Genomic DNA, 24,170 nt, shown 5'->3' with positions numbered 1-24,170 from the left:
AGCGATGATTCAACTCGTATTCTTACGTGGTGTGATGCCTTCTGGTAAAAATAGAGTCCCAATGAAACAATTGCAAGAGTTGCTTCAAGAAAATGGCTATCCTAATGCACGAACATACCTGCACACGGGAAATATTATTCTTACGTCTGAAAAGAATCCTAATGAATTAGCAAAACATATTTATCAACTGATTCTAACAAATATTGGGCCAGATTTAGGTGTTCTAGTACGAACGCCTGAAGCCGTTCAACAAATATTGATAAATAATCCTTTTCAACAGCCGGAAGATGAATTAAAACGTGTTTTTTTCAGTATGCTTAGTCATAGTCCAACAAAAGAAGCTGTACAGGTTGTCCAAGAAAAAATTAAAGAAACGACGGAACGTTTAATCGTTTCTGGAGATACAGCCTATATGTATATTCCAGGTAGTGCTGCTAGAAGTAAACTGAGTAACATCACATTAGAAAAGTCGTGGAAACTAGTAGCGACGACGCGTAATTTTAATACTTTATCCAAAGTGTTAGCGATTGCTGAAACTTTCAAGTAGAATACGTAATATGAAATAACATGATTTCTTCTTCATTTGAATGAGAAATCATGTTATTTTTTTGTTGACAGATTGTTTATATAATGATAAAGTAACTACATTAAATCGTAATTATTACGATTTACAGATTAAAAGGAGTGAATGAAATGGCCGTACCAGCAAGAAAAACATCCAAAGCAAAGAAACGATTACGTCGTACACATCAAAAGGTTACTAAACCTGAAATTGCTTATGATGAAACAATAGGCGATTATCGTCGTAGTCATCGGGTATCGTTAAAAGGATATTATAAAGGGAAAAAAGTGATTGAATAAGAGGTGAATGAAATGAAAATAGTTTATCCGCCACTCGTTGAACAAAGTGTGACTTATCATGCTACTCAACACATCAGTAAAGCAGATATGTATCGTTCGATGGTCGAGAAAGGAATCATTACAGAAAATGGCTTGCCAACTGAATACGCATTGGAAAATGGTTGGATTAAGGATTTTTATGAAAAAGAAAATTTATCGTTTGATGAATTTCTAGCTATCTATCCAATTTTTGAAGAATACGATCAAGAGTTGTTTAAATTAGTAGATGGCTTTTGGGAGATTCCAATTACATTGAAAGAAGAACTCTTACAAGCTTTAGCTTCTGAGAATGTTAATTACGATGAAAAAATACAGATAGAAGAATATCTAGCAGATCGATAATCAACTAATACGGCTGGATATCTATTAACCATTTTACCTAAATAGGAGAGACAAATATGAGACAAAATATTATTTTAGAGTGTGTGGAAACGAAGGAACGAATTTATCTAACGAGCAAAAATAAACGCAATACACCAGATCGTTTAGAATTAAAAAAATATTCACCAAAACTAAGAAGAAAAGCTCTTTTTAGAGAAACAAAATAAGGCTAAGCAGATGTATCTTTCAGATATGTCTGCTTTTTGTAGACGAAAATATTTTTTATTGAGATAATCGCTTTATTACATCAATGAGGAGCGATAACTAATGAAAAAAGTTTTAGTTTTTAGTAGCATTACTGGTGGTGGAAAAACGACCTTGATTCAAAAATTAGCTGTAAGAATAGAAAACTGTGTCGTGATTTCATTTGATGATTATAGCATTGATGCATTGCCTTCAGCGCCACCATTAGATACACCGATAGAAGACGCGATCAATCAATATGAACTGCAACAGTTGATGGATGATTTTCTTAATATTCCGGATGAAACAGAAATTGTATTAATTGATTTTCCTTTTGGTAATCGTCATGAAGTATTGGCGCCATATATTGACACCACATTTTACATTCAAACGCCTTTAGATATTGCTCTTGCTCGACAAATTTTGCGTGATTTTTCGGCTAAAACGCAGAAAGAGATTTTAGAATGGGCAGCAACATATTTGAATTTTGCTAGACCTATTTTTGTCAATCATGAAGCTTATGTATCTGAAACAGCAGATATTATCCTAGAGGGTACAGCTTCGATTGAAGACAATGTACAAATTGTCTTAGAATCTTTAGAGGAAAATGCATGATAACTGTAAGGAAATTAGATTTAAATGATTTAAGTCAATTTATTGATTTACGATTAAAAGTTTTAAAAGAGGTTCCTGAAGCATTTGCATCAGCTTATCAAAAAGAGTGTGATTTACAAGAAGAAGTTTTCGCTAATCGATTAAAAATCACTGATAATCAGTTTACGATAGGCGCCTTGGATAATAACGATCTTAGTTGTGTAGCCGCTTTTTTTAGAGAGACAAGAGAGAAGAGCAAACATAAAGGAAATGTCGTCGCTGTGTATTGTTTACCTGAATATCGTAAAAAGAAAATTGCAACGATAGTTATGGAAACCTTAATCACAGAAGTCCGAAAAATACCAGACCTGATTGTATTGAATTTGAGTGTCGTATCTGAAAATAATCGAGCAAAGCAATTTTATGAGAAATTAGGATTTGTTGTCTATGGTAAAGAACCCAAAGCATTGTTTGATGGCCAAAACTATTTTGATGAGTATTTATTACAGTTATCCCTATACATAATAGTAATTTAAACACAGATGAAGAATAATTTTTCATCTGTGTTTTTTCGTTCATTGGATTAGATAGAAATTCATATTAATATTTTGAAAAGCTCTTAGAATGCGTTTCTAACGCACGTTATTTATTGATTGCTTTTTGAAGTTATTTTGCAATCTTATTCACTATTTGTATGATTTTCATGAATAAGAATTATTGATTTTATTGATTTTCTTAAAAATATTTATTTTAATTCCTTATTATGTTAATATAATATAAAAATAATGAATAGTTGATTTGGAGGGATTTTATGCCGTATAATGTTGAACCATTACGTACGAAAATAGAAATAGATGATTTTTTATTTTGCTTACGACGAACAGCAAATCCAGAAAGAGATTCTTTTCTTTTTTTGTTAGGAATTAATACCGGATTAAGAATGTCAGACATCGTAAAACTGCAAGTAAAAACCATTCGCTATTCAGCACGCCCGGTTATTATCGAACAAAAAACAGGCAAAAGGAAAATTCTCTATTTAGATAATATGCAAGAATTGATTGGAAAATATATTGATGGACGTGAAGACGACGAATTTCTATTTCCGTCTAAAAAGGGTGGGCATCTAACAGTTAATGCTGTATACAAAATATTTCAAAGCGTTGCAAACACCTTAGATAGAGAAGATATTGGCACGCATACACTTAGAAAGACGTTTGGTTATCACTACTACAAGAAAACTAGAGATGTTGCTACTTTAATGGAATTGTTTAATCACAGCAGCGAACGCGTGACTAAAAAGTATATAGGAATCAACGCAGACGAAATTGGGAACTCTTTAGAAGGATTTCATTTAGGGTTTTGATCTTCAAAAATATTAGTTTATTATATATTAATTATGTAAATTTATTTGTTATGTAAACTGTTTTTTCTTTTTTTAAAGCTATTTTATAATAATTTGAATATTATAGTTATTCGGATAAATAACTAATATGCAGTTAAAGAATCTATGTAAAATGATCAAAAACCACTCATGAAGAAAAATAATTCCATGAGTGGTTTTTGATATATAAATTTTGAAACTATGAAATTAAATATGACTGTATAGCAATAATTTGAATATAATTTATAATGTTAAATTTGAATCTATGAATGTTTATTGGAGAAATAACTATTGAATAGATGAATAGATACTGGGATAATGAAAATAAAATAATTATTATTTTTAAATAACTGTAAATAAAAATAACGAATAAAGATGTAAACACATAGATTGTTAGTTAATAATCAACAAAAGAGAGGCTAAAATTGTAAAATTATTAGCTTATTCACTACTTAAATTTCCGATATAACTTTGTATAATATATATTATGTAAACTAAAATATATATTTTTTTAATGATATTTGAAATGAATGTTTTTAATCCTTTAAACTCATTGGTCCTCCCCTAGTTTCAAATGACTTTGTACATAATACACGAAATCAAATTTCCACTTTTAATATCCGATGCACCAATATAAAATCAGCAAACATAGATACATATTTATATAGTTTTGATATTTCTCTAGTTGTAATCCAATAGACATTTTTAAGCCAGTTAAATTATAAATCAAATTTGCAACTCTCTAAAAAGCACCCAATAAATTGAATGCTTTTTTAAATTGCTAAATTAAATTGGGCATATAATCTGGTAGTTTGTAATAAAATTGAAGTTGCTCTCCAATATCTATCAAACGTTGCTCACAATCAAAATCGGAAATAATTTGAACAGCAATAGGTAAATTTGTTTTATCAGATAAGGCTATTGGGATAGTAATGACCGGCAAACCGGCGTTGGAAAAAGGTTTGTTAAACTTAGGAGAGCCTGTACTTTTAAGCCCTTCTGGTGCAGTTTCTGGAGTAGCAGGCGTAATTATTAAATCTATATCAGAAAAAATCTTTACAAATTCTTTCTGATATTCATATCTCATTTCTTGGGCTTCTAAATAATCATGAGCAGAATAAGATAAACCTTCTTCAATATCAGTTCTTAGCTCTGTGCTAAATAATTCTCTCTTTTTATTGAAATAAGAAGAATGATAAAAAGCTGTTTCAGAATCTACAACAACGCTATGTGCAGCGTTTGCTTTTTCAAAAAGTGCAGGCATTTTTATAGAGATAATCTCGTGCCCCATATCTCTTAATTTCTCCATAACTTTTTGAAAATTATCCATAATATCGATAGTAGCCATAAAATAATCATCAGTTAAAACTGCTATTTTAAATTTTTTTGATAGATTACCATTTGTCAAATGTAAAACTTTATTTTTATAAGGATAAGTGTATTGATCTTTAATATCAAAACCTGCTATCTCGTTGTAAATATATTTTAAATCTTTTACATTTTTAGTAAAGATACCTATGCAATCAATACTCCAACTAGCTGGGATTATTCCAGATTTACTAATTTGTCCAAAAGTTGGTTTAAGAGCGACTACTCCACTATATGAAGCTGGTCTGATTACTGATCCTGAAGTTTGAGTTCCTAGAGCAAACATTACCATCTCTGAAGCTACAGAGGCTGCAGAGCCAGAACTTGAACCACCAGGGGTATGTGATAAATTCCAAGGATTCTTAGTACTTGGCGCGCCACCACCACTTGCAAATTCAGCAGTTGTAGTTTTTCCAATCAAAGCAGCACCAGCTCTATTTAATCTGTTAATAACTGTTGCATTTTTAGTTGCTATATTACCTTTTAAAATTTTTGATCCAGCTTCTAAAGGCAATCCTTCAACTTGAACTAAATCTTTAACACCATAAGGAATTCCCAATAATGGACATTGATTAACTTGGTTCCTCAACAGAACATTTATTTCATCGATTACGCTATATTCCTCTTTAAGAAATGAAAAAGCATTAATTATAGGTTCAACAACTGCTATTCTTTTATAATACGAATGTACCAAATCAGTAGGAGTCATTTGCTTTAATTCAATCATTTTTCTGACTTCTTCTATTGAATTATCTTTTATTGTAGTCATCTAATCAACTCCAATCATCTTTTGTGCCAATGGTAGTTTTTAAAAATTTATAACTAACATATCATTTTCGTCAAATTCCCAAGAATCAGCATATGCAACTTCCCAATAGTATCCATCTGGATCTTGAAAATATCCACTGTACCCACCCCATTCAACTACTTGTGGTTCTTTTACAATTACTCCATCAATTTCTTTTACACGCAAAAACAAATCATCCACTTCTTGCTTTGATTTCATATTACAAGCTAGTGTTATACCCGAGAATTTATATTGATTAATTTCTGGTGGATTATCTGCGTTGATATCTTTCACTAGTTCTTCAATTGGAAACAATTCTAATTTAGTTCCTTGATTATTAAAAAAGACAATCCCCGCATCTTCTTTCGCTTGAGTTTGAAAGCCAATATTTTTATAAAATAATAAAGATTTTTCTAAATCTTTAACACCTAAGCATATTAAATTAATTCTATTCATTGTCAAAACTCCTTTTGATAGATTATTTTGCATCCAATTTTGCTGCGACTTTATTGAGCTACCAGTTAAATGTTTTTAAATAATGTGATACAAAGAATCTGATCTTCCTCATAAATATCGCCTATTTGAATATAACCTAGTTTTTCATAAAATCTTGCAGCTGTTATTTCAGCATGGATTAGAATTTTTTTATAATTTTGGGAAACAGCTAAATTTTCTAGACTTTGCAACACTTTTTTACCACACTGTTGTCCTCGATACTCTTTTAAAGTAGCAACACGTCCAATGCGCATAATTTCTGTACTTTCTTTAATAGAACGAGCTGTAGCAACTGGTTTATTTTTATCAAAAAGTACAGCATAAGTCGTTTGACACGTATCATTTTGATCGAATTCTTCTTCTAAAGATAGCTTTCTTTCAAGAACAAAAACTTCCATTCGAACATACAAATTAGAGGCTAGTAAAGATGGTGTGTTCCCTACTTCAATTTTCCAATTGTTCATAATTTTTCTTCTCCATATGTTTCATAAATTTTGTTTACTTATGTCCAATAATATAAATATTATACTGAGCGTTTTTTGTAAATGAAGTTATTGATCATCGTAAAAAGTTATAACTATTCCTAAAAATAAAATGTAGTCATCTAACTACATTTGTTCTTCAAATCTCGATACATCACATACATATTTGAGAAACTATTATCTTTCATACGAAATCCATTTCTAATAGTACCGACTATCTCAAATCCATGATTAATATATGTTTTAATCGCAGCATAGTTTGTGGACACAACAGCATTAAATTGCATGCCTAAAAATCCTAATTCTTTAGATTGAATCAACGACTGCCCAACCATATGATTAAAAATCCCTTTACCTCGAAATTTCTTATCTATTACATAACTTGCATTTGCCACATGCGCACACCTTCCAATATTATTGGGATGAATCACAAAGAAACCTGCTAACTCTCCGTTTAGCCAGACACAAGTCACTAAAGATTGTTCTCGTAAATAATTATCAAAACTAGCTTTTGAATAATATTCTTCTCCAGGAAAAGCATTTCCGTCCAATAATACTGCATTCCACATATCGGTCATTTGTTTTAAATGTTCCTGCTTATATGCTGAAAATAAAATAGTCATCATTTCACTCCTATGAATTTAATGATATAATAATATCATCAAAAAAAGAATATTTATAGCAAAATTTCTGCGTAATTATAACAAAATATCGTCAAAAGGTGATTTAAATGACTATTTTATATGAAAAAAATCAATACAATGACCCTCGCTTCCCCTTTGAAATCTATCAAACGGATATGACTGGAACTATTCCTCAAGGGCGTGGCTTTAATGACTTACACTGGCATGAGGAATTACAGTTTACACTTATAAAAAAAGGAAAGATTTCGATTCAAATAAATGGTGAGGATCTTATACTTCAAGAAAATGAAGGTATATTTATAAATAGTGGCGTCCTTCATCAAATGATTGAAATGGAAACAAATTCGAAGTATCATAGCATCAATTTTCCAAAAGAATTATTGGGATTTTCTCCTAATAGTAGAATAGAAATAAATTATGTAAACCCGTATACAGAAAAGTTAGTCCTTCCTTACCTAACACTTCATTTGGACAGTTCTTGGCAAAATAGAATCCTTGCTAACTTATTAGAAATAGAAGAAATTTATTTAACGATTCAAGAAAGAGACTTTGCGTGGCAGTATCAGATTTCAATTTTACTTGTAGAGTCTTGGTTGATCCTTATCCGAGCAATCAAAGAGATTCCAAACAAAGAAATTTCAACTAAATCTTATCTGCATTATGAACGGATGCAAATCATGCTTCAATTTATCAATGAACACTATTTTGAAGATACCTCATTAAATGACATTGCTGAAAGTACCAATATCAGTATCTCTGAATGTACACGTACGTTTAAAAAATTTACACACACTACACCATATAACTACTTGATTAATTACCGAATTAAGAGAAGTTTAGATTTGCTATTAAAGGAAGATTCGTCTATTTCAGAAATAGCTTTAAAGGTAGGGTTTAATCAATCAAGTCACTTTATCAAAGCATTTAAAAAACAATTTGGTTACCCACCAAAACAATATAAAGATTTTTATTAGAAAATAGTAACCAGCTACATTCAGAGACAGGAGTGATGGAGCTGGTTAAAGTTATTCAAAAGTACTTCTCGTAAATGGCCGTCCAAGTCTATAAAATCTGCATAATATCTCCAATTTTGTTTCTTTTCACTCTCTCTTTTTAATGCTCAATAAACTCCGTGACAAATGACATATCACTTAATCTACGAATTCTCTTTTTTCTACCCTCATCATACAAAAAAGATACACCGCCTGCTTGACCGTAGAAATCCATTGTATTTAATGTTTCCTTTTCAAGACCTAACCATACGGCATTGAAAACACTAAGACAGTCACCGTGGGAAACTAAAATAAAATTTTCCTGTTCGGATTTATCAATTTCATGGACAATCGGTACTAGACGTTCCCATAATTCGCTGCGAGATTCAGCAGATGGGATGAGACGATCGTAAACTGTTTCTTCGGGAATTAAGCGGTCTTGAAACCACTTCACCGATTTTCCAACAGCTTCTCCTAAATTTCTTTCACGTAATTCTTCCCTCAAATGAAGTTCTATTTCCAAACTTTTTGCAAGATAACTTGCTGTTTGTTGCGCTCTTTTTAAATCAGAGCTGTACAGTAGCCATTTTTGAGAAGCGATGGTTGGTGCCAGTCTCTCAGCAAGTCGTTTGGCTTGTTGATGCCCTTTTTCTGATAATTCCCAATCTGTCCAAGAGCCAATCATACCATTGGAGTGATGAATGGATTCCGTGTGTTGAATGGTAATAATGGTTTTCATAGTTTCTCCTCTTTTATATGCTATCAACTTTGCAGTAGTAACTTATTTTTTAGAAATCGAATAATAATTCATGACATTTTTTTCAATAAATCCACAAGATTGATAGAGAGATAGCGCATTTTCGTTAATAGTGTCAACTTGTAAGAATACGTTCTTGATTCCCAAAGTTAATAGTTTTTCGATGGTTTGCATTAATAATTCACGCCCATATCCTTGTCTACGAAAACTAGGATATATTTCTAAGCCGTAAATTCCTCCAAGTTCCCCCACTACTTCGATACGAACTTGACCGACCACTGTATCTCCTATTCGCCCATTAAAAAGATGTTTTTGAGTGTCGATTTCTTTTAGCTCTAAATGATAATTATTCATAGGAACAAATAAATGACTATTTAAGTACATGTCATATTCAGCATGATGATACGCTGCTTGCTTCTTTTCGATAAACTGAATACCTGTGTTTGAATCTTTGGGGCAAATAAACAATAATTCTTTGGCTGGTCGTTTATTAAATTCAGCTTGAACAAGATTGTATAATTGAGTAAAAATACCTTGATTCCGAAAATTAGGATAAACCATTCCAGTAGCTTCTAATACTTCGTTATCAAAATCGCAAATGCCAAGATAACCAATTAAGTTGTTATTTATAAAATATAAAAATTCATTGATTTTCTGATTATTTTCATGAGACATACTATTCTTTAATTTATAATCTAGTTCTAGTTTATACGAATCAACTTCCTCATTCTGAAGGCAAATTGTTTCTAACTCTTTAATTTTCTGATAAAGTTGTACATCTATTGTTTGACGTAAAATAATTTGGGGATTTTCCATGAATACCTCCCTTTATTCCTGAATCTGATAGTCCTGATGAAGCAAGACTTTCTTAGCCTCTTCAAAATCAGCGGTTTTAACTAAAATATAATCGGTATTAAATGTTGATAGGGCAAATATACTGATTGACTGTTCAGCTAAGATAGTTGCTAATTTAGCTAAAATTCCTACTAAGCTAAAATCCAAAACTCCGTCAATTTTAAAAACTTTCCAATAATCTTCACGATTTAATGTAGAAACCGTGATAGCTTTCGTGGGTAAAACAACAGAAATTTCATCTGCAGTTTGTCCAATAAAAAGTGGTGAGATTGCCAAATCAATCATTGATATGTCGGATACTTGAATGACTGAGAATTCTTCTGATAAAACAGTTAATAACAAGATAAATCAGCTCCTTTTTTGACTTTAAAAATATAATGTGGCATATCTATGCCTTTATAATGTTTCGTAACACGTTTAAATACTGTCATACCATTACGAATAGCCACATTCATTGATGATAGATTGGTATCACGTACAATCGATACTACCTCTTCTGCTTTTAGTACTTCAAATGCATAGGTTTTAACTGCTTGCACAGCTTCACTCATATAGCCCTTGTGCCACTCATTAGATATTAAATGATAACCGATTTCTAAATAAGTTGTGTCATCAATGGTTTGATCGGTTAATCCGCACTCACCAATAACCTTCCCATCTGATTTTCTTTCAATTGCCCAAAGACCATATCCTTTATCATGATATAAAGCGAAGTTCCAAGATAGCCAATCCATGATTTTTTGGTCATTAAATCCACCTTCATAAGCATACATTACTTCATCAGAACCTAAAAATGTTTTTAAAATGGTCTCTTCTCCGGCACGCCATTCTCGTAAACGTAAACGGTTGGTTTCTAAAATCATTTATTCAACTCCTTTATTCACTCTACTACTTCTTATTTCACTTTATTTTGACGATTTCAAAAAGAAAAGTGTTCTATTGCTGAATTTCTTCTTCACCAAAAACGATTATCAATATATTGATTGTAACTTATTTCCATTTGCAATGCGAAAACATTTCATGACGTATCACAATTTTTGAAATCTACAAAGCTTGTTTATTAGCTTGATGAAATTTTTCTTGTAGAATCACCTCTCGTATAATAATTACAAATGTCAGGTCAAAAAAAACAGCTAGTTTTTCAACTAGTCTGTTTAAATGGTTCAATATGAATATCGGTATCAAATACATGAAATTCTTCATATAAAATCGTTTCAATTTCATCCGCGATGGCGTGACTTTTTTCGACTGTTAGATTTTTATCTACCTTTATAACAACATCTAAAAAGATATTTGCGCCATAATAACGACCACGAATGGACACCAGTTCATCTACGCCAGCAACTTGTTTCACTGCTTCCGAATATTCCGCTAACAAGTCTTCTTCAAAACCGTCTGATAGCGAAAAAGCACTTTCTCTAAAAATATCGACAGCTGTTTTTAGAATTAAACAAGCAACCACGACTGCAGTTAAGCTATCTAACCAACCTAAATTGAAGGAAGCAGCAAAAATAGCAATAGATGTTCCTATACTGGTCCAGGCATCACTTCGATTGTCTTTTGCAGCAGCTAATAGTGCAGAGCTACGTACCTTTTCGGATAATTTTTTATTGTATAGGTAGACACCATACATGATAACTGCAGAAACTACACCAACAATTGCGGCACTACTATCAGGGCTATGCATGTCATTTTTCAAAATGGCTTGTATCGATGAATAAAGCACCTCTAATCCAATCAATAGCATGATAAAAGAGGTTATCAAACTAGCAACATTTTCAGCTTTCCAATGGCCATACGTATGATCTTTGTCTGCGGGTTTGCGAGCAATTCGTAACCCAATGAATACGACGATTGAGGCAATAATATCGGTAGAATTGTTTAATCCATCCGCAATAAGTGCTTTAGAATTAGCGAAATTTCCGACAATTAATTTTAGTACAGTGACAATAATATAGGAAACGATGCTAAGAATTGCACCGGTTTCAGCTTTTTTGAGGTCTTGTTGTCTATCTTTGTGCATGATTATCCCTCCATTAATATGAGTGCTCTTATCATACAAAAAATTTTCTGAAAAAAGGTGAACATTTGAGAAATGTAATGTTTTTGGTAGCACATATAACCTAGGTTTCAGTGCACCAAAAAATGGAATCAGTAACCCTTAAAAATAACTTGTTAGTAACAATCAACAACGTTTATCTACACGTAATATTTCATTTATTATATACTCAATAAATGAGTAGAGAACAAATGAATCGAGTAATGTGAATGCTTGAGTGATATGGTTGGAAGGAATTTTTTGTATTATCTGACATGAAAAAAATCCTCATTATGCACGGGAAACGAGGATTTTCTACAATTACTCCATGGTATCTTGTAAAGGAATTGCTTCTGCTACATCTTCTAGGCGCTCTTTTGCCTTCTTTTTATTCTGTGCCAATTGTTTATCATAGTCATCTTGTAAAGCTAACAAGCGACTATATACTGTGTTCATACTACGACTGGATGCTAAAGATAAGGCATAAATAAACGATACGGGCAGTGATTCAATGCGACGATCTCGATGAATCCAAGAAGCAACAGTTGATTGCTTGAAACCATGCATCTCGCACAATCTATCTAATGAAACACCTAAGTCACGAATAACAAAAACATTGATTGGATGGGGGTAGACATAAGTATTGATTGTCATATTTGATTTGCCTCCTTTTTATGTATATCGTGAACGCAATAATAGTAATTATCCTTATCATAGCACCCTTTTTTAACGAAAGCCAATTTTTTAGACAAAAAAGGAATGAGCAACGATTCGTCTTCTCATTCCTTTTATTTGTGTAAATTAAATATGTTCCACAATTTGATATTCCTCGCGATCTGTTAACTGGTCGAAATCCGTTTTGTTAAATAAAATATACTCGCCGTCACGATTTTTCTGTACAATAACAAATTTTTCATTCGTTCCACGATATTTTTCGATTTGCGCGGTTTCATATAAACTTTTCAAATCAACATTTGAAGAAATTGCATTACCTTTATTGAAAAAAATCGATTCTTCCATCACTACTGCCCCTTTCTTATTTAAAAAATGTCACATACACAATATAGCCAACAATGACAATCCCAATCATAATTAAGGTATCTTTCCAACTATTTTGATGATACTGATCACCATGATTGCCAGTCATGAAACGATTGAGGTTCCCACCTACATCAAAAATTGGATGTTGTTTTTTAATGTCTTTCTTCATCTCCTTTGCCTCCATTCTGTAGAGTTATTACTTATAATATAATTATAGCACAGCTTTTTCTAATTTCATTTCCACATGCGGTGTGCCTTCAAAAATAAAGGTTTCTCCAATAATTTCAAATCCAAATTTTTTATAAAAGGATACTACCTGTTCTTGCGATTCAATCACAATTTCTTGTCCTTTAAAATACGTTTGACACGTTTCTAAAATATGTGTCATTAACTCTTTCCCTTGACCAGTTCCACGTAAAGTTTTTTGAATCACAACTCTCCCAAACGTCACATGATCTTCAAGGTTAAATACTCTGGCATAAGCCTCGACTCCCTGTTCAGTTTGATAAAATACGTGATAAGCAACTTTATCGTAGTCATCTACTTCATGATAAATTCGTGTTTGTTCCACGACAAATGTATCAATCCTTAAACGTAAAACCTCTAACAATTCCTCACTAGTCAATTCTTTTAAGCCTTTCACTTTCCACATAGCAGTTCCTCTTTTCTAAATAATCCTGTAAAATAGTGAACAACAAGCATAAAGGAGTTTCATTATGAATGATATTGCACTATTTCGATTAATTGGTTCGATTTCCAGACAAGCAACAACGGATATGAATCAATATGCGGCTACTTATCAATTAGATAATAATTTATTTTTGTATGTAATTCGTATTGTAGAAAATGAAGGTATCTCTCAGTCTGAATTAGCACAACTAGTCAAAATTGATAAAACCACACTCAGTCGTGCATTAAAAAAACTAGAGATTGAAAATTATTTAATTAGAAAAACCAATCCTATGAATAAAAAATTTAATCAACTCTTCCCTACCCCAAAAGCACAAGAAATTTATCAGACATTACATACGCTTGAAAGCCACTATATTCAGCAAGCATTACAACAATTGACTTTGGAAGAAAAACAACTACTCAATCAATTATTACAAAAAATAAACCTAACTAATTAATGTTGGGTTTATTTTACCACATACAGTTGCAAATGCAACTGTATCTAAAAAAACAAACATATCTATGAAATTATAGATATGTTTGTTTTTGGCTTATTTTGCTTGTAAAGCTAATATCTTTTCAATTGTTGATAAGACACCATTTTCATCATTCGAAGTGGTTACAAATGCTGCCGCTTTTTTTGTTTCTTCAAAAGCATTACGCATCGCAAAACTATATGTCGCAGCTTGCATCAGTTCAACATCATTTAATCCATCGCCAAAGGTCATTGTTTCTGCTTCTGTGACATTTAAGAGCTGTTGCAATTCTTTTACTGTTGTTCCTTTATGCACACCGTAATTTGAAATATCAATCCACGCGGCTTCTGAAGCAACAATATACGTCTCATTCTTAAATTCCTCCAATTCTAAGACACTATCAAAACAACGTAATTTCGGATCATAGATCGTAATTTTAACAAAATCTTCTTCGATTTTTTGTAAATCAGCCAATGTTTTTACAACAGCATACGAACCACGCACTTTTTTTGCTTCTTTTTCTGGAACAGAGTCTTGAATAAATGCTGCAGTTGGTGTACAAGCGATAATCACGTGATCTGAAGCAATTGTAGCTAACTTAGCAATCATTCGACGCCCCAATTGATTCGGAAGAAGTGATTCATAGACATACTGACCTTCATGTTTGATACGAGTCGCACTATCACCTAAAATCCAAATATCTTTGGTTTCATCGCCAAAAAGTTCTTCCACTCGCTCACATTGTTTTCCAGTACATGCAGCAAAATAAACATCCTGCTCGTTCATTTGTTGTCGCACTTTTTTGTAATAAGCTTTGTCGAATTCTCCTTTATTATTTAAAAAAGTTCCATCTAAATCGGTAATAATTAATTTAATCATCGCTATCCTCTTCTTTTTGTTAAACTTATTAATTAAGTATATTAATTATAATAAAACTTGTCAATAAGATTTCTGTCAACGTTTTACTTTTCCGTGAATCTATATTATATTGAAGCTATTATTAATTAACTTATTTAATTAAATTGGAGGCTAACAATGTCTAAAAACAAAAATCTAATTAGAGATAAAAACTTAGCAATCCTCAAATCCTTTCTTTTTCAAAAAGGTACAGCCTTAAAAGCTGAGATGGCTAAGGAAACCGGAATTAGCGTTGTGACAATCAATACCTTAGTCAAAGAATTAGTTGCAGAAAATATTATCATCGAAGGCGAAATGGTTCAACCACCTTTGGGACGCCCTGCCATTTGTTATCATTTCAATTATGACTTGAGCCATTTTCTATTGCTTAGTATCCAAGAACAACGAATCCATGCGAAACGCTCCTTATGTATCGTTGGAAAAATTGTCAATTTAGCGGGAGATGTCAAATATGACGCAAGATTTGATTTTACCGATATCTCAATGGAATTTTTTATAGAGAAACTCACCCATTTTACCCACTTAGGTTTTGATTTAACTAAAATCGGTTTATCTTTTCCCGGAAAAATTTATAATGGCGTTGTTCTGTCTAGCTGGGAAAGTTTATTCGATCATTGGGAATTTGAAAGCGAATGGTCCAAGCATTCCTCAATCCCCTTATTGGTTCAAAATGACGCGCATTTATTAACCGTGGGCACTACAATTCAGCAAAAGTTAAGTAAACTAGAAACTATTGTAGGTATTTTTTATCCCGAAAATAGTATGCCAGGAATTACCATTTATGCGAACGACGGACTGATTGAAGGTGGTCATAATTTAGCAGGAGAAGCAAAATTCCTTCCCCACCTCATTGACGCGGCTACGCCAGATACTACTGCAGCATTTATGACCAGTTTGTTAGAAATTCTAGCCATCTATAATGCCGTGCTTGCTCCAGATACCTTTATCATCTCTGCGGATTCAGTTGAAGAAGCGACTATTCGCCAAGCAATCCAGCAATCCACTCTTTTAGCGAAACAAATCAATCAACCCAACTTACTCTTTGTAGAAGATTTTCAGACGGCCTTGACTTATGGCCTACGTTGGTTAGTAACTTCGGAGAGTATTTATCAACTATAACGGGGCTATGAACACGTCTATTAACAATAAAAACTATCCGAACGATAAGTGTCTGCGAATTCACCAGAATTAGTGTTCCTCACTTGCTATCGTTCGAATAGTTTTTGTTTTTATATGATGTCTTTAGTTCCTAAGTATTGCCCAACGGTAAACGGGCACTTCCCATTTTAATGCCTTCATTCTCACTGATGGCTTGCTTGAGTGCAGGTAGTACGCTCTCACTAAATAATTCATCTAGTGCTTCTTGATGACAAAAAGGACTGTTTTTTCCGGCTAATAATTCTTGAAACCATTGTTCCATTTCTTTTGGATAGAGATTGCCACCAATGGAAGATAGTCTGGTAAAGCCTAACGTAATTTTTTCAGCTAGATTCGCTTCACCACCTGCATAGAAATAAAAGCTACGATTTTTAGGGAGATGAAACTGCGAAATTCGTTGATACACGCCGGCTTCTTTCAATCCAATAAGTTGAGGAATGGTCATTAACTCATTCATCGTTGCAACAGCAAGATCAAAACCCGTTCGTTTAGGATTATTATATAGAATAATTGGTTTTTGAATGATTTTTGCTATTGCTAAAACATAAGCTTTTGCTTCTTGCTGGGTTGGTAAAATATAAGGTGGAAAACCTAACAATACGCCCGCAATTTTTGTTGAATGAGCAATTGCTTGAGCCAATAGTTCTGCCTCTTTTTGACGAATGCTGGCGACACCAAACAGAATTTCAAAAGATTCAGGGAAAACAGTCTGTTCAATGCCTTCAATTAAAGCTAATTTTTCTTCCAGAGTAAGACTGTGCTGTTCTCCAGTTGAACCACAAATTAAAACGGAAGACACTCCTTGTCTTTGGAGGTGAGACACATGTTGAATTGTTGCGGAAACATTTAATTCTTCATCTTTGAAAAAAGCCGTTGGAACAGCTATGTGATACGCACATTGTAAATTTGTTTTCATTATCTTAACTCCTTTATGAAATGAAAATATCCGCTATTGCAAACAAAGTTGCATACCCGGCTAATTTAGTCCGATCACCCGCATAAGTACCGTATAAAATACCTCCTCTTGCAGATGCTTGATAAGCAATGATTGTCTCAGTCTGCAATTTTTTTGCCCAATAAGGAACAATATGACAATGCCCACTCCCACATACAGAATCTTCGGCGATATTTAATTTTGGCGCAAAGGTTCGAGAAACACAGGTATATTCTCCCTCGCTTTTAGCTGTCACATGCAATAATAATCCGTCTAATGCAGCAATTTTTTCTTGATTTGGAGTGACACAGTAAACATCTTCTGCTGTATCAAGAATACACAACAAATCTCTGCCCAGATACACTGCTGTTGGTTGACAACCTATTGCCGCAACCAGTTCATCTGTAATCGTAACTTCTTCCAAATCAAATGAAGGAAAGCTGATTTCAAAACGTTCCTCTTGCTGACTAACAGCGATGTCGCCACTCATCGTGTGAAAAATCAACTCTGCCGTATGCTCATAGAAATTGGCAATTACATAGGCTGCTGCCAATGTTGCATGACCACACAAATCAATTTCGCCATTTAACGAAAACCAACGCAAATGATAGTGACCCGCTTTTTTTACAACAAATGCTGTTTCAGATAAATTATTTTCTAAGGCAATTGCTTGTAGATGGCTATCAGATAACCAAGTATCCAGAATACACACAGCAGCTGGATTGCCTTTAAATACTTCTTGAGTAAAGGCATCGACAATATATTGTTTCATCTCGTTGGCTCCTTATAAGTTAATAACGATTGTATCTACATACACAGCAGTTCCTGATATGGCTATCTGTAATTGGTCGTCACCAGTTACATGCACGACTACCTGACCATCTCGATTCATTTCTATCCCTTGTTCTACGAAAATAGTCTGTGGTGATGTCTGTTTTTTGACATATGTTTGATAATACGCACCCAGCACGCCTGAAGCTGTCCCTGTGACGGGGTCTTCCACCGTTCCTGAATAAGGTGAAGAAAAATGGCGTGCGTGTAAATCGTTGTCTGAATGGACTGTTTCAAAGCAAAATGGATGAATCGATGTTGTAGGAATTTCAGTTAATATTTCAGGAAATTGTTGATTATTTGGAACCATTTGTTGAAAGCTGGCTAATTCCTTGATTGGAACTACGAGTGTCCAAATTCCTGTATTACCATAAACAATCGGATAGCGTGAATCAATCGCAGTTTCAGTTAAACCCAATCCCTTAGCTAAAAGTGCCGTTGATCCATTGAATTTTCGGAATTTTGGCGTAGTCTGCTGCATGGTGACAACTAATTGTTCTTTTTCAACTGTTGCTTGAATGGGTAAAACGCCAGCTTTTGTTTCAATTGTAAATTTTTTTGCCGCGAACCGATTATGACGATACAAACTGTAGACTGCGCCGATTGTACCATGTCCGCATAAATTCATTTCATGTCCAGGAGTAAAATAACGGAATTGAAAATCCGCAATTTCTGACTGGCAAACAAATGCAGTTTCATTAAAGCCGACAGTTGCAGCAATTTTCAACATTTCTGCCTCTGTATAGTCATCACCATTGAGTACCACACCCGCAGGATTCCCTTTATTTGGTAATGAACTGAATGCATCAATATGTTCCACTTGAATTTTCATCGAAAAACCTCCTTTGCGTGTTGTCATTTATTATACTAGAAAAAAACGCGTATCTTCAATCCTAGATACGCGTTTATAATTAGTTTATTAAATCGATTTTTTGGTCGATGGTATAAACAATCATGCCACCAACAGTCATCGAAAGTAGTTCTCCTACACCGATAATTAACCAGTTATAGAAAAAGGGTAAGCCATATAAAAGGGTTAATTGTCCAGCTACAGTAAACATAGATACTGCAAAAACAATGGCGGTCATCACCATTTTATATTTCATAGTTTGAATTCGTTTCGTTGCATAAACACTTACAAGTAATACCAAAAACGTACCGACACTCCCAACAACAACATCTACTAAGCCATTCGGTGAAGAGAAGTTAGCAATCGCAACGCCTAATGTTACCGCCCAAATATAGCGTTTATTATACAATGCGAAGTAATTAAACATCTCTGATAATCGAATTTGTACAGCACCAAAACTGATAACGGATAATCCGACCGTTACAACGACGTATAAACTCGTAACTAGTGCCATTTTTGCTATTTCTTGTGTTGTCCAATGAGTAACTGAACGTGTTTTTTCTTTATTCATGTCTTTTCTCCTTTGCAAGGACGTGCCTTGGTAAATAACTGCGACCAAAGGATTGAAGTGTCGCAGTGTGGAAAACCACTATTATTCATGATAATGAAAAATGTTCAGTTTGCAAGGCTTTTATTTTAATAGCCAGCCTCCGTCAATTGGTAAAATTGTTCCTTGCATGTAACGAGCTTGCTCACTTGCTAAAAAGAGCGTAACAGCGGCAACTTCTTCTGGTTGAGCCCAACGTTTCATGGGTGTTTCTTCTGCTACCCATTTTGCCATCGCACCATCTCCAGCAAAATCAGCAGCATTCATTGGTGTTTGAATTGCTCCTGGTGCCAGACCATTGACATGGATTCCTTTTCCAGCGTAATCTAACGCTAATTGTTTCGTAAAGCCAGCCACGGCATGTTTTGCTGACGTATAAGCAATACCACCGCCACCACCAACAAAACTCGCCACCGATGCCATATTAATAACAGTACCTGACGCTTTTTTAACCATTTGAGGTAAAATTTCTTTTGTAATCACAAACATGCTTGTCAAATTAGTCGCTAAAACTTTTTGCCATAAATCAAGCTCGGTTTCCTCAATTGTTTGATAGTCATCTAAAATTCCGGCAGTATTCAAAAGAATATCCACGTCACCAAAAGAATTCTGACAAGCTAAAACGGCTTCTTGACAAATTTCAGCCTGGCTTAAATCACCTGAAAATGATTTGAAATGACTATGGTCGGTTAAATTGCTAAAATCATGCTGAATATCTACACCAAAAACCAAACTTCCAGCTTCTAAGAATGCTTTAGCTTGTGCATAACCAATACCGGAAGCCGCACCTGTAACAAACACTACTTTATTTTGAAATTCGCTCATTCTTCAACGACTTTCCAATCATCCGCCAAAATATCACAAACGGTTGGTGCAAAGCTCGAAAAGCCTTCATCGGATGTTTTAATTAAAAAATAAGGCGTGACTGGACAACCCTCATATTCTTCTCCTGAAACAAGCGTGACGTATAATTCGAATCCACCCCAGCCTTCACGAATAATTTTTTTGCCTTGCTTTAACTTTGGTAAAATTTCTTCAAATGTCATTAGTATCCCTCCATTTTCTCTCCTAGTTGTAACATAAAACAGACTAGAAAACCATCCTCGCTTTCTAGTCTGTTTGATCTTTTCTTTACGTATCTTCTTCTTTTACGTTCTTTTTAAATAACCATAAATCTTTCGTCATTCCAATAATAAGCAACAGTAAAACAACGATATATATCTTATTACCTAAATATATGGCTCGGCCAAACACAAGAACTACTGCAATTAGAAGCAAGAAATAGATGATTTTCAATATCAAATACGTTTTTTTATTCATTAACGCCACCTCTTTCTACTATTTGATATTTTATCTCAATTTCCGTTGACAAAAACGAAAAACAAAAATATTATTATAGTATCAATTGTATCATATTTATCAAATAATTTTCGTTTAAATATAAAAATAGTATCAAAGGAGACCCTATGCAAAACTATCGTGAAATTCCAGTAACGCCAAATTTAGAAGAACAATTTGATTATCCGGTTAACAACTTTTTATATGACTGTTGGGTGGATGACTATAGTGAATTAAAAGATGATACATTAAATTGTCATTGGCACGATTCGTTTGAATTTGGCTATGTACTGTCAGGCTCATTTGATTATTTTATCAATGGTACCCATTTTAAGTTAAAAAAAGGAGATGGTTTTTTTATCAATGCTCGCGTCTTACATATGGCTATTGCTGACAATCAAGAAAAAGAGAATCAAATTTTTGGTTTTTTATTTCCCCATACGTTATTAACGCAAGGCTCACCTCAATTGTTTGAAAAATATTTTCAAACAATTATTGAAAGTTCGATTCAAGGGTTTCATCTACAACCCACAACGGTTAGTCAAAAACAATTACTTCACAGTATTCAAAGCGGGCAACGCTTAACACCCAATATGCCTTATTTTGAATTAGAAGCGATTACTCAAGCAAGTAAAGTTTGGAAATTAGTTGTGGAGTATGTGGATACACAAAATCCTATGATTCAGGCACCTCATCGTTCAAAAGAACAAGAAACCAAGGCGATTTTATCTTACATTTATCAAAATTATGCAAATAAGTTTACCATTGATGAATTATGTAAACAAATTGGGATTAGTCGTTCAGAATGTTTTCGTTGTTTTAAAAAATTTACCAATAAAAAACCGATGGAATACATTAACGAATATCGTTTGTTTCAAGCAAGCAAACTATTAAAACTGTCAACACTATCAATTGAAGAAATTACCAAAAAATGTGGTTTTTCTACTTCAAGTTATTTCGGAAAACAATTTAAAGAATTATACGGCGTCACCCCTCTGCATTATCGTAAAAACAATAAATTAAAAACTTACTTTTAAAGGAGAACAAGATGTATTCATTACTACTCGCCATTATTTATATTGCTTTTATCAGCTTAGGTTTACCTGATTCCTTAATCGGATCAGCTTGGCCAGTCATGCACCAAGAACTGCAGGTTTCAGTGTCCTATGCTGGGATTATTACTATGACCATCGCTGGTGGAACAATTGTTTCCAGTCTGTTTTCGGATAAATTAACACGTAAATTTGGGGCAGGTCTCGTCACTGCATTAAGCGTGTTAATAACTGCAATTGCACTATTCGGTTTTTCTATTTCTACTCACTTCTTAGCATTAGTGTTTTGGGCGATTCCTTATGGCCTAGGTGCTGGTGCTGTGGATGCAGCATTAAATAACTATGTTGCCTTGCATTATACTTCTCGTCATATGAATTGGCTGCATTGCTTCTGGGGTGTCGGAGCAGCGATTAGTCCATATATCATGAGTTTTTATTTAACAAACGGACAATCATGGAATAACGGTTATCGAACAATTGGTATCTTACAGCTGATTTTAACTGCCGTATTATTTTTCAGCCTACCACTCTGGAAACGACAAAAAGATACTTATACTAGTGATTCGACAACAAAAGCGTTAAGTTTTAGTGAAATATTAAAACTCAAAGGAATTTGGGCTATTTTAATTGCTTTTTTTGCTTATTCAGCCGTTGAACAAACAACCGGGTTATGGGCAAGCACCTTTCTAGTAACGGCCAAACATATTCATCCGGATATCGCTGCTCGTTTTGCTGCCTTTTTCTTTTTAGGGATTACTTTTGGTCGGTTCATTTGTGGATTTATTGCTGACCGTTTAGGGGACAAACAATTAATTCGTGTAGGCACAGGGATTATTCTAATTGGTCTACTTTTTATCCTTTTACCAAGTAGCCAAACATTTTGGGCATTATCTGGATTAATTATTGTTGGCGTCGGTTGTGCTCCGATTTATCCATCGATTATCCATGCGACACCTACTAATTTTGGTAAGGAGTATTCACAATCCGTCATCGGTATTCAAATGGCATTTGCTTATGTTGGAACAACTTTTGTCCCGCCATTTTTTGGTTGGTTAGCGTCAGTTACCTCTCTTGCCATTTATCCATTTTTCCTAGCCTTCTTCGCTTTATTAATGCTTTTTAGTACCGAACGATTAAATCAACTATTAAAGGGGTAAATAATGATGATCAAAGCAATTGCTGTAGATATGGACGGAACTTTTTTAGATACAACGAGTCGCTATGATGTTCAACGCTTTGAACGGATTTATCATCAATTATGTAAAAAACAAATCAAATTCATCGTAGCTAGCGGGAATCAATATTATCAATTAAAATCTTTTTTTCCTGGAAAAGATGCTGAGATTGTGTATGTTGCAGAGAACGGAGCAATTATTGGGGAAAATCAAAACTTACAGAGTGTCAGTCAGTTTTCATCGACCTTTGTTCAAACACTTCTGTCGGTATTATTAACGAATGATTATACGTTAGAATTTATCGTATGTGGCGTAAAAAGCGCTTATCTGTTGTCTTCAGCTAGTCAACAGTTCAAAGAGTTCGCTAAGAAGTATTATTATCACTTAACAGAGGTGTCTTCATTTAATACGCTACCTGATGATGTCTTTGTAAAAATCGCTTTGGATGTGGAAGTTGAGAAGACGAACAGCGTGGTAAAGCAATTAAATGTACAATTTGATGGACAGTTAGTAGCAGTAGCTAGTGGTCATGGAAGTATTGACATTATTATTCCCGATATTACAAAAGGTAGCACAATTGCAAAATTATTAAAAAAATGGCAGATAATGCCTGATGAGCTTTTAGCATTTGGAGATGCCAACAACGATTTAGAAATGCTTGGTTTAACTAAGCACAGTTATGCGATGGAACAAAGTAGCCCTCAAGTTAAAAGAACGGCAACATACCAAGCTCCTTCTAACAATAATTCTGGCGTACTTGCTGTCATTGAAACTTATCTCGATTAAACAAAAAAAACCCGAACGTCTTTTTTGCTTTAGCCTAGCAAAAGTGTACCGTTCGGGTTTGTTTTAATGATTGTTTCGTCTAGTTGGGCGCTTTACGCCAAAATTTAGTTTCATTAGCTTTATCTTCTATATTGAATTGAATCATTTCTCGTAACAATTCATAATGTACTTCTTGTTCCCATGTAATCCGAAAAGTATTCTCTGTATGCGCATAACCAACTATGTCTAGTTTATCTGCGAATTTTTGAATACCTGCAACTTCAGGTGAAACTGTGATATGTTTTTTTGTATGTTTAAAAGCAATAATAAACGTACCATGGTCAGTAAACATCGGTTGTCCCCAACCGAATTTTATTTGAAGTTGAGGAAATTCAGAAGTAAGCCAATCGAATAATTCTTGAAGTTTTTGACGCTTTGTATCATCGGTTACTGCGGCAACATATTCAGATAAGTTACTCATCGCTAACGCCTCCTT

General features: G+C 33.7%; 35 protein-coding genes. 13 read left to right on the top strand and 22 right to left on the bottom strand.

The window, feature by feature from the left end; all coding sequences use genetic code 11:
• Nucleotides 1-4: 4 nt before the first annotated feature.
• The 7 genes from AC4BC7_RS03715 (at nucleotide 5) to AC4BC7_RS03685 (ending at nucleotide 3,421) form a co-directional block, all read left to right on the top strand.
• Nucleotides 5-547, top strand: coding sequence for a DUF1697 domain-containing protein (locus tag AC4BC7_RS03715; RefSeq protein WP_207940566.1), 543 nt, complete (start codon nucleotides 5-7; stop codon nucleotides 545-547).
• Nucleotides 548-693: 146 nt separating this feature from the next.
• Complete coding sequence (rpmF, locus tag AC4BC7_RS03710; RefSeq protein WP_207940565.1) at nucleotides 694-861, top strand: 50S ribosomal protein L32; 168 nt, start codon at nucleotides 694-696, stop codon at nucleotides 859-861.
• Nucleotides 862-873: 12 nt separating this feature from the next.
• Nucleotides 874-1,242: a hypothetical protein gene (locus AC4BC7_RS03705; RefSeq protein WP_207940564.1), complete on the top strand. Its 369-nt coding sequence runs from the start codon at nucleotides 874-876 to the stop codon at nucleotides 1,240-1,242.
• A 56-nt stretch (nucleotides 1,243-1,298) separates the two neighbouring features.
• A complete protein-coding gene (gene rpmG / locus AC4BC7_RS03700; RefSeq protein ID WP_207940563.1) occupies nucleotides 1,299-1,448 on the top strand; it encodes a 50S ribosomal protein L33 in 150 nt (49 codons plus the stop codon).
• Between the two features lie 100 nt (nucleotides 1,449-1,548).
• Nucleotides 1,549-2,079 (top strand): nucleoside/nucleotide kinase family protein, encoded by a 531-nt coding sequence (locus tag AC4BC7_RS03695; RefSeq protein ID WP_207940562.1) that lies wholly within the window; start codon nucleotides 1,549-1,551, stop codon nucleotides 2,077-2,079.
• Nucleotides 2,076-2,594 carry a GNAT family N-acetyltransferase gene (locus AC4BC7_RS03690; protein WP_490503891.1) on the top strand — a complete coding sequence of 173 codons (519 nt, stop codon included), beginning with the start codon at nucleotides 2,076-2,078 and terminating at the stop codon, nucleotides 2,592-2,594. The genes AC4BC7_RS03695 and AC4BC7_RS03690 overlap by 4 nt, the downstream gene beginning before the upstream one ends.
• 275 nt (nucleotides 2,595-2,869) lie before the next feature.
• Nucleotides 2,870-3,421: a tyrosine-type recombinase/integrase gene (locus AC4BC7_RS03685; protein WP_207940560.1), complete on the top strand. Its 552-nt coding sequence runs from the start codon at nucleotides 2,870-2,872 to the stop codon at nucleotides 3,419-3,421.
• A gap of 799 nt (nucleotides 3,422-4,220) precedes the next feature.
• On the opposite strand, the gene AC4BC7_RS03680 is transcribed toward AC4BC7_RS03685, so the two are convergent.
• From AC4BC7_RS03680 to AC4BC7_RS03665, 4 genes are all read right to left on the bottom strand, one after another.
• Entirely contained in the window at nucleotides 4,221-5,576 is a 1,356-nt protein-coding gene (locus AC4BC7_RS03680; protein WP_490503890.1) for an amidase, read from the bottom strand.
• A gap of 39 nt (nucleotides 5,577-5,615) precedes the next feature.
• Entirely contained in the window at nucleotides 5,616-6,050 is a 435-nt protein-coding gene (locus AC4BC7_RS03675; protein ID WP_207940558.1) for a VOC family protein, read from the bottom strand.
• A gap of 65 nt (nucleotides 6,051-6,115) precedes the next feature.
• Nucleotides 6,116-6,553, bottom strand: coding sequence for a GNAT family N-acetyltransferase (locus AC4BC7_RS03670; protein WP_490503888.1), 438 nt, complete (start codon nucleotides 6,551-6,553; stop codon nucleotides 6,116-6,118).
• A 140-nt stretch (nucleotides 6,554-6,693) separates the two neighbouring features.
• Complete coding sequence (locus AC4BC7_RS03665; RefSeq protein WP_490503887.1) at nucleotides 6,694-7,194, bottom strand: GNAT family N-acetyltransferase; 501 nt, start codon at nucleotides 7,192-7,194, stop codon at nucleotides 6,694-6,696.
• 107 nt (nucleotides 7,195-7,301) lie between these two features.
• Here AC4BC7_RS03665 and AC4BC7_RS03660 point away from each other — a divergent pair, with 107 nt between their 5' ends.
• Entirely contained in the window at nucleotides 7,302-8,189 is an 888-nt protein-coding gene (locus AC4BC7_RS03660; RefSeq protein ID WP_490503886.1) for an AraC family transcriptional regulator, read from the top strand.
• A 139-nt stretch (nucleotides 8,190-8,328) separates the two neighbouring features.
• Here AC4BC7_RS03660 and AC4BC7_RS03655 read toward each other — a convergent pair whose 3' ends face one another.
• The 9 genes from AC4BC7_RS03655 to AC4BC7_RS03615 form a co-directional block, all read right to left on the bottom strand.
• On the bottom strand, nucleotides 8,329-8,946 hold the full coding sequence (locus tag AC4BC7_RS03655; RefSeq protein WP_490503885.1) for a histidine phosphatase family protein: 618 nt from the start codon (nucleotides 8,944-8,946) through the stop codon (nucleotides 8,329-8,331).
• A 42-nt stretch (nucleotides 8,947-8,988) separates the two neighbouring features.
• Nucleotides 8,989-9,780 (bottom strand): GNAT family N-acetyltransferase, encoded by a 792-nt coding sequence (locus tag AC4BC7_RS03650; protein ID WP_490503883.1) that lies wholly within the window; start codon nucleotides 9,778-9,780, stop codon nucleotides 8,989-8,991.
• A gap of 12 nt (nucleotides 9,781-9,792) precedes the next feature.
• Nucleotides 9,793-10,161 (bottom strand): ACT domain-containing protein, encoded by a 369-nt coding sequence (locus tag AC4BC7_RS03645; RefSeq protein ID WP_490503882.1) that lies wholly within the window; start codon nucleotides 10,159-10,161, stop codon nucleotides 9,793-9,795.
• Nucleotides 10,152-10,682 carry a GNAT family N-acetyltransferase gene (locus AC4BC7_RS03640; protein ID WP_490503880.1) on the bottom strand — a complete coding sequence of 177 codons (531 nt, stop codon included), beginning with the start codon at nucleotides 10,680-10,682 and terminating at the stop codon, nucleotides 10,152-10,154. Before AC4BC7_RS03640 ends, AC4BC7_RS03645 begins: the two co-directional genes overlap by 10 nt.
• A 278-nt stretch (nucleotides 10,683-10,960) precedes the next feature.
• The gene (locus AC4BC7_RS03635) at nucleotides 10,961-11,842 is read right to left on the bottom strand and encodes a cation diffusion facilitator family transporter (RefSeq protein WP_207940551.1); all 882 of its coding nucleotides are present in this window, start codon (nucleotides 11,840-11,842) and stop codon (nucleotides 10,961-10,963) included.
• Between the two features lie 336 nt (nucleotides 11,843-12,178).
• The gene (locus AC4BC7_RS03630) at nucleotides 12,179-12,511 is read right to left on the bottom strand and encodes a type III secretion system protein PrgN (protein ID WP_207940550.1); all 333 of its coding nucleotides are present in this window, start codon (nucleotides 12,509-12,511) and stop codon (nucleotides 12,179-12,181) included.
• Between the two features lie 147 nt (nucleotides 12,512-12,658).
• Nucleotides 12,659-12,877 carry a hypothetical protein gene (locus tag AC4BC7_RS03625; protein WP_207940549.1) on the bottom strand — a complete coding sequence of 73 codons (219 nt, stop codon included), beginning with the start codon at nucleotides 12,875-12,877 and terminating at the stop codon, nucleotides 12,659-12,661.
• A 16-nt stretch (nucleotides 12,878-12,893) separates the two neighbouring features.
• Nucleotides 12,894-13,067 carry a DUF6366 family protein gene (locus AC4BC7_RS03620; RefSeq protein WP_207940548.1) on the bottom strand — a complete coding sequence of 58 codons (174 nt, stop codon included), beginning with the start codon at nucleotides 13,065-13,067 and terminating at the stop codon, nucleotides 12,894-12,896.
• 42 nt (nucleotides 13,068-13,109) lie between these two features.
• A complete protein-coding gene (locus AC4BC7_RS03615; protein ID WP_207940547.1) occupies nucleotides 13,110-13,550 on the bottom strand; it encodes a GNAT family N-acetyltransferase in 441 nt (146 codons plus the stop codon).
• Between the two features lie 64 nt (nucleotides 13,551-13,614).
• Here AC4BC7_RS03615 and AC4BC7_RS03610 point away from each other — a divergent pair, with 64 nt between their 5' ends.
• Entirely contained in the window at nucleotides 13,615-14,028 is a 414-nt protein-coding gene (locus tag AC4BC7_RS03610) for a MarR family winged helix-turn-helix transcriptional regulator (protein ID WP_490503879.1), read from the top strand.
• Nucleotides 14,029-14,121: 93 nt separating this feature from the next.
• On the opposite strand, the gene AC4BC7_RS03605 is transcribed toward AC4BC7_RS03610, so the two are convergent.
• Nucleotides 14,122-14,925: an HAD-IIB family hydrolase gene (locus tag AC4BC7_RS03605; protein WP_490503878.1), complete on the bottom strand. Its 804-nt coding sequence runs from the start codon at nucleotides 14,923-14,925 to the stop codon at nucleotides 14,122-14,124.
• A 156-nt stretch (nucleotides 14,926-15,081) separates the two neighbouring features.
• On the opposite strand from AC4BC7_RS03605, the gene AC4BC7_RS03600 reads away from it, so the two are divergent.
• On the top strand, nucleotides 15,082-16,083 hold the full coding sequence (locus AC4BC7_RS03600) for an ROK family protein (RefSeq protein WP_490503877.1): 1,002 nt from the start codon (nucleotides 15,082-15,084) through the stop codon (nucleotides 16,081-16,083).
• Between the two features lie 130 nt (nucleotides 16,084-16,213).
• Here AC4BC7_RS03600 and AC4BC7_RS03595 read toward each other — a convergent pair whose 3' ends face one another.
• From AC4BC7_RS03595 to AC4BC7_RS03565, 7 genes are all read right to left on the bottom strand, one after another.
• Nucleotides 16,214-17,038 carry a dihydrodipicolinate synthase family protein gene (locus AC4BC7_RS03595; protein ID WP_207940543.1) on the bottom strand — a complete coding sequence of 275 codons (825 nt, stop codon included), beginning with the start codon at nucleotides 17,036-17,038 and terminating at the stop codon, nucleotides 16,214-16,216.
• Nucleotides 17,039-17,051: 13 nt separating this feature from the next.
• Complete coding sequence (locus tag AC4BC7_RS03590; protein ID WP_490503876.1) at nucleotides 17,052-17,828, bottom strand: PhzF family phenazine biosynthesis protein; 777 nt, start codon at nucleotides 17,826-17,828, stop codon at nucleotides 17,052-17,054.
• A 12-nt stretch (nucleotides 17,829-17,840) separates the two neighbouring features.
• On the bottom strand, nucleotides 17,841-18,719 hold the full coding sequence (locus AC4BC7_RS03585) for a PhzF family phenazine biosynthesis protein (protein WP_207940541.1): 879 nt from the start codon (nucleotides 18,717-18,719) through the stop codon (nucleotides 17,841-17,843).
• 79 nt (nucleotides 18,720-18,798) lie between these two features.
• Nucleotides 18,799-19,308, bottom strand: coding sequence for a QueT transporter family protein (locus tag AC4BC7_RS03580; RefSeq protein WP_490503875.1), 510 nt, complete (start codon nucleotides 19,306-19,308; stop codon nucleotides 18,799-18,801).
• Nucleotides 19,309-19,428: 120 nt separating this feature from the next.
• A complete protein-coding gene (locus AC4BC7_RS03575; protein WP_490503874.1) occupies nucleotides 19,429-20,169 on the bottom strand; it encodes a 3-oxoacyl-ACP reductase in 741 nt (246 codons plus the stop codon).
• The gene (locus tag AC4BC7_RS03570) at nucleotides 20,166-20,390 is read right to left on the bottom strand and encodes a DUF2829 domain-containing protein (RefSeq protein ID WP_207940538.1); all 225 of its coding nucleotides are present in this window, start codon (nucleotides 20,388-20,390) and stop codon (nucleotides 20,166-20,168) included. The genes AC4BC7_RS03575 and AC4BC7_RS03570 overlap by 4 nt, the downstream gene beginning before the upstream one ends.
• 85 nt (nucleotides 20,391-20,475) lie before the next feature.
• Nucleotides 20,476-20,664 (bottom strand): hypothetical protein, encoded by a 189-nt coding sequence (locus AC4BC7_RS03565; protein WP_490503873.1) that lies wholly within the window; start codon nucleotides 20,662-20,664, stop codon nucleotides 20,476-20,478.
• 146 nt (nucleotides 20,665-20,810) lie between these two features.
• Here AC4BC7_RS03565 and AC4BC7_RS03560 point away from each other — a divergent pair, with 146 nt between their 5' ends.
• From AC4BC7_RS03560 to AC4BC7_RS03550, 3 genes are read left to right on the top strand one after another with little or no spacing between them, the layout of a single operon-like run.
• The gene (locus AC4BC7_RS03560; protein ID WP_490503872.1) at nucleotides 20,811-21,719 is read left to right on the top strand and encodes an AraC family transcriptional regulator; all 909 of its coding nucleotides are present in this window, start codon (nucleotides 20,811-20,813) and stop codon (nucleotides 21,717-21,719) included.
• 11 nt (nucleotides 21,720-21,730) lie between these two features.
• Nucleotides 21,731-22,891, top strand: coding sequence for an MFS transporter (locus AC4BC7_RS03555; RefSeq protein ID WP_490503871.1), 1,161 nt, complete (start codon nucleotides 21,731-21,733; stop codon nucleotides 22,889-22,891).
• 3 nt (nucleotides 22,892-22,894) lie between these two features.
• Nucleotides 22,895-23,695 (top strand): Cof-type HAD-IIB family hydrolase, encoded by an 801-nt coding sequence (locus tag AC4BC7_RS03550; RefSeq protein WP_490503870.1) that lies wholly within the window; start codon nucleotides 22,895-22,897, stop codon nucleotides 23,693-23,695.
• Nucleotides 23,696-23,774: 79 nt separating this feature from the next.
• Here the strand turns inward: AC4BC7_RS03550 and AC4BC7_RS03545 are convergent, their stop codons facing one another.
• Nucleotides 23,775-24,155: an iron chaperone gene (locus tag AC4BC7_RS03545; RefSeq protein WP_207940534.1), complete on the bottom strand. Its 381-nt coding sequence runs from the start codon at nucleotides 24,153-24,155 to the stop codon at nucleotides 23,775-23,777.
• Nucleotides 24,156-24,170 lie beyond the last annotated feature (15 nt).

Source organism: Enterococcus sp. AMC1623 (genome assembly GCF_058216495.1).
Note: the sequence above shows the minus strand (reverse complement) of the source record. Positions and strands in the feature narration are given on the sequence as shown.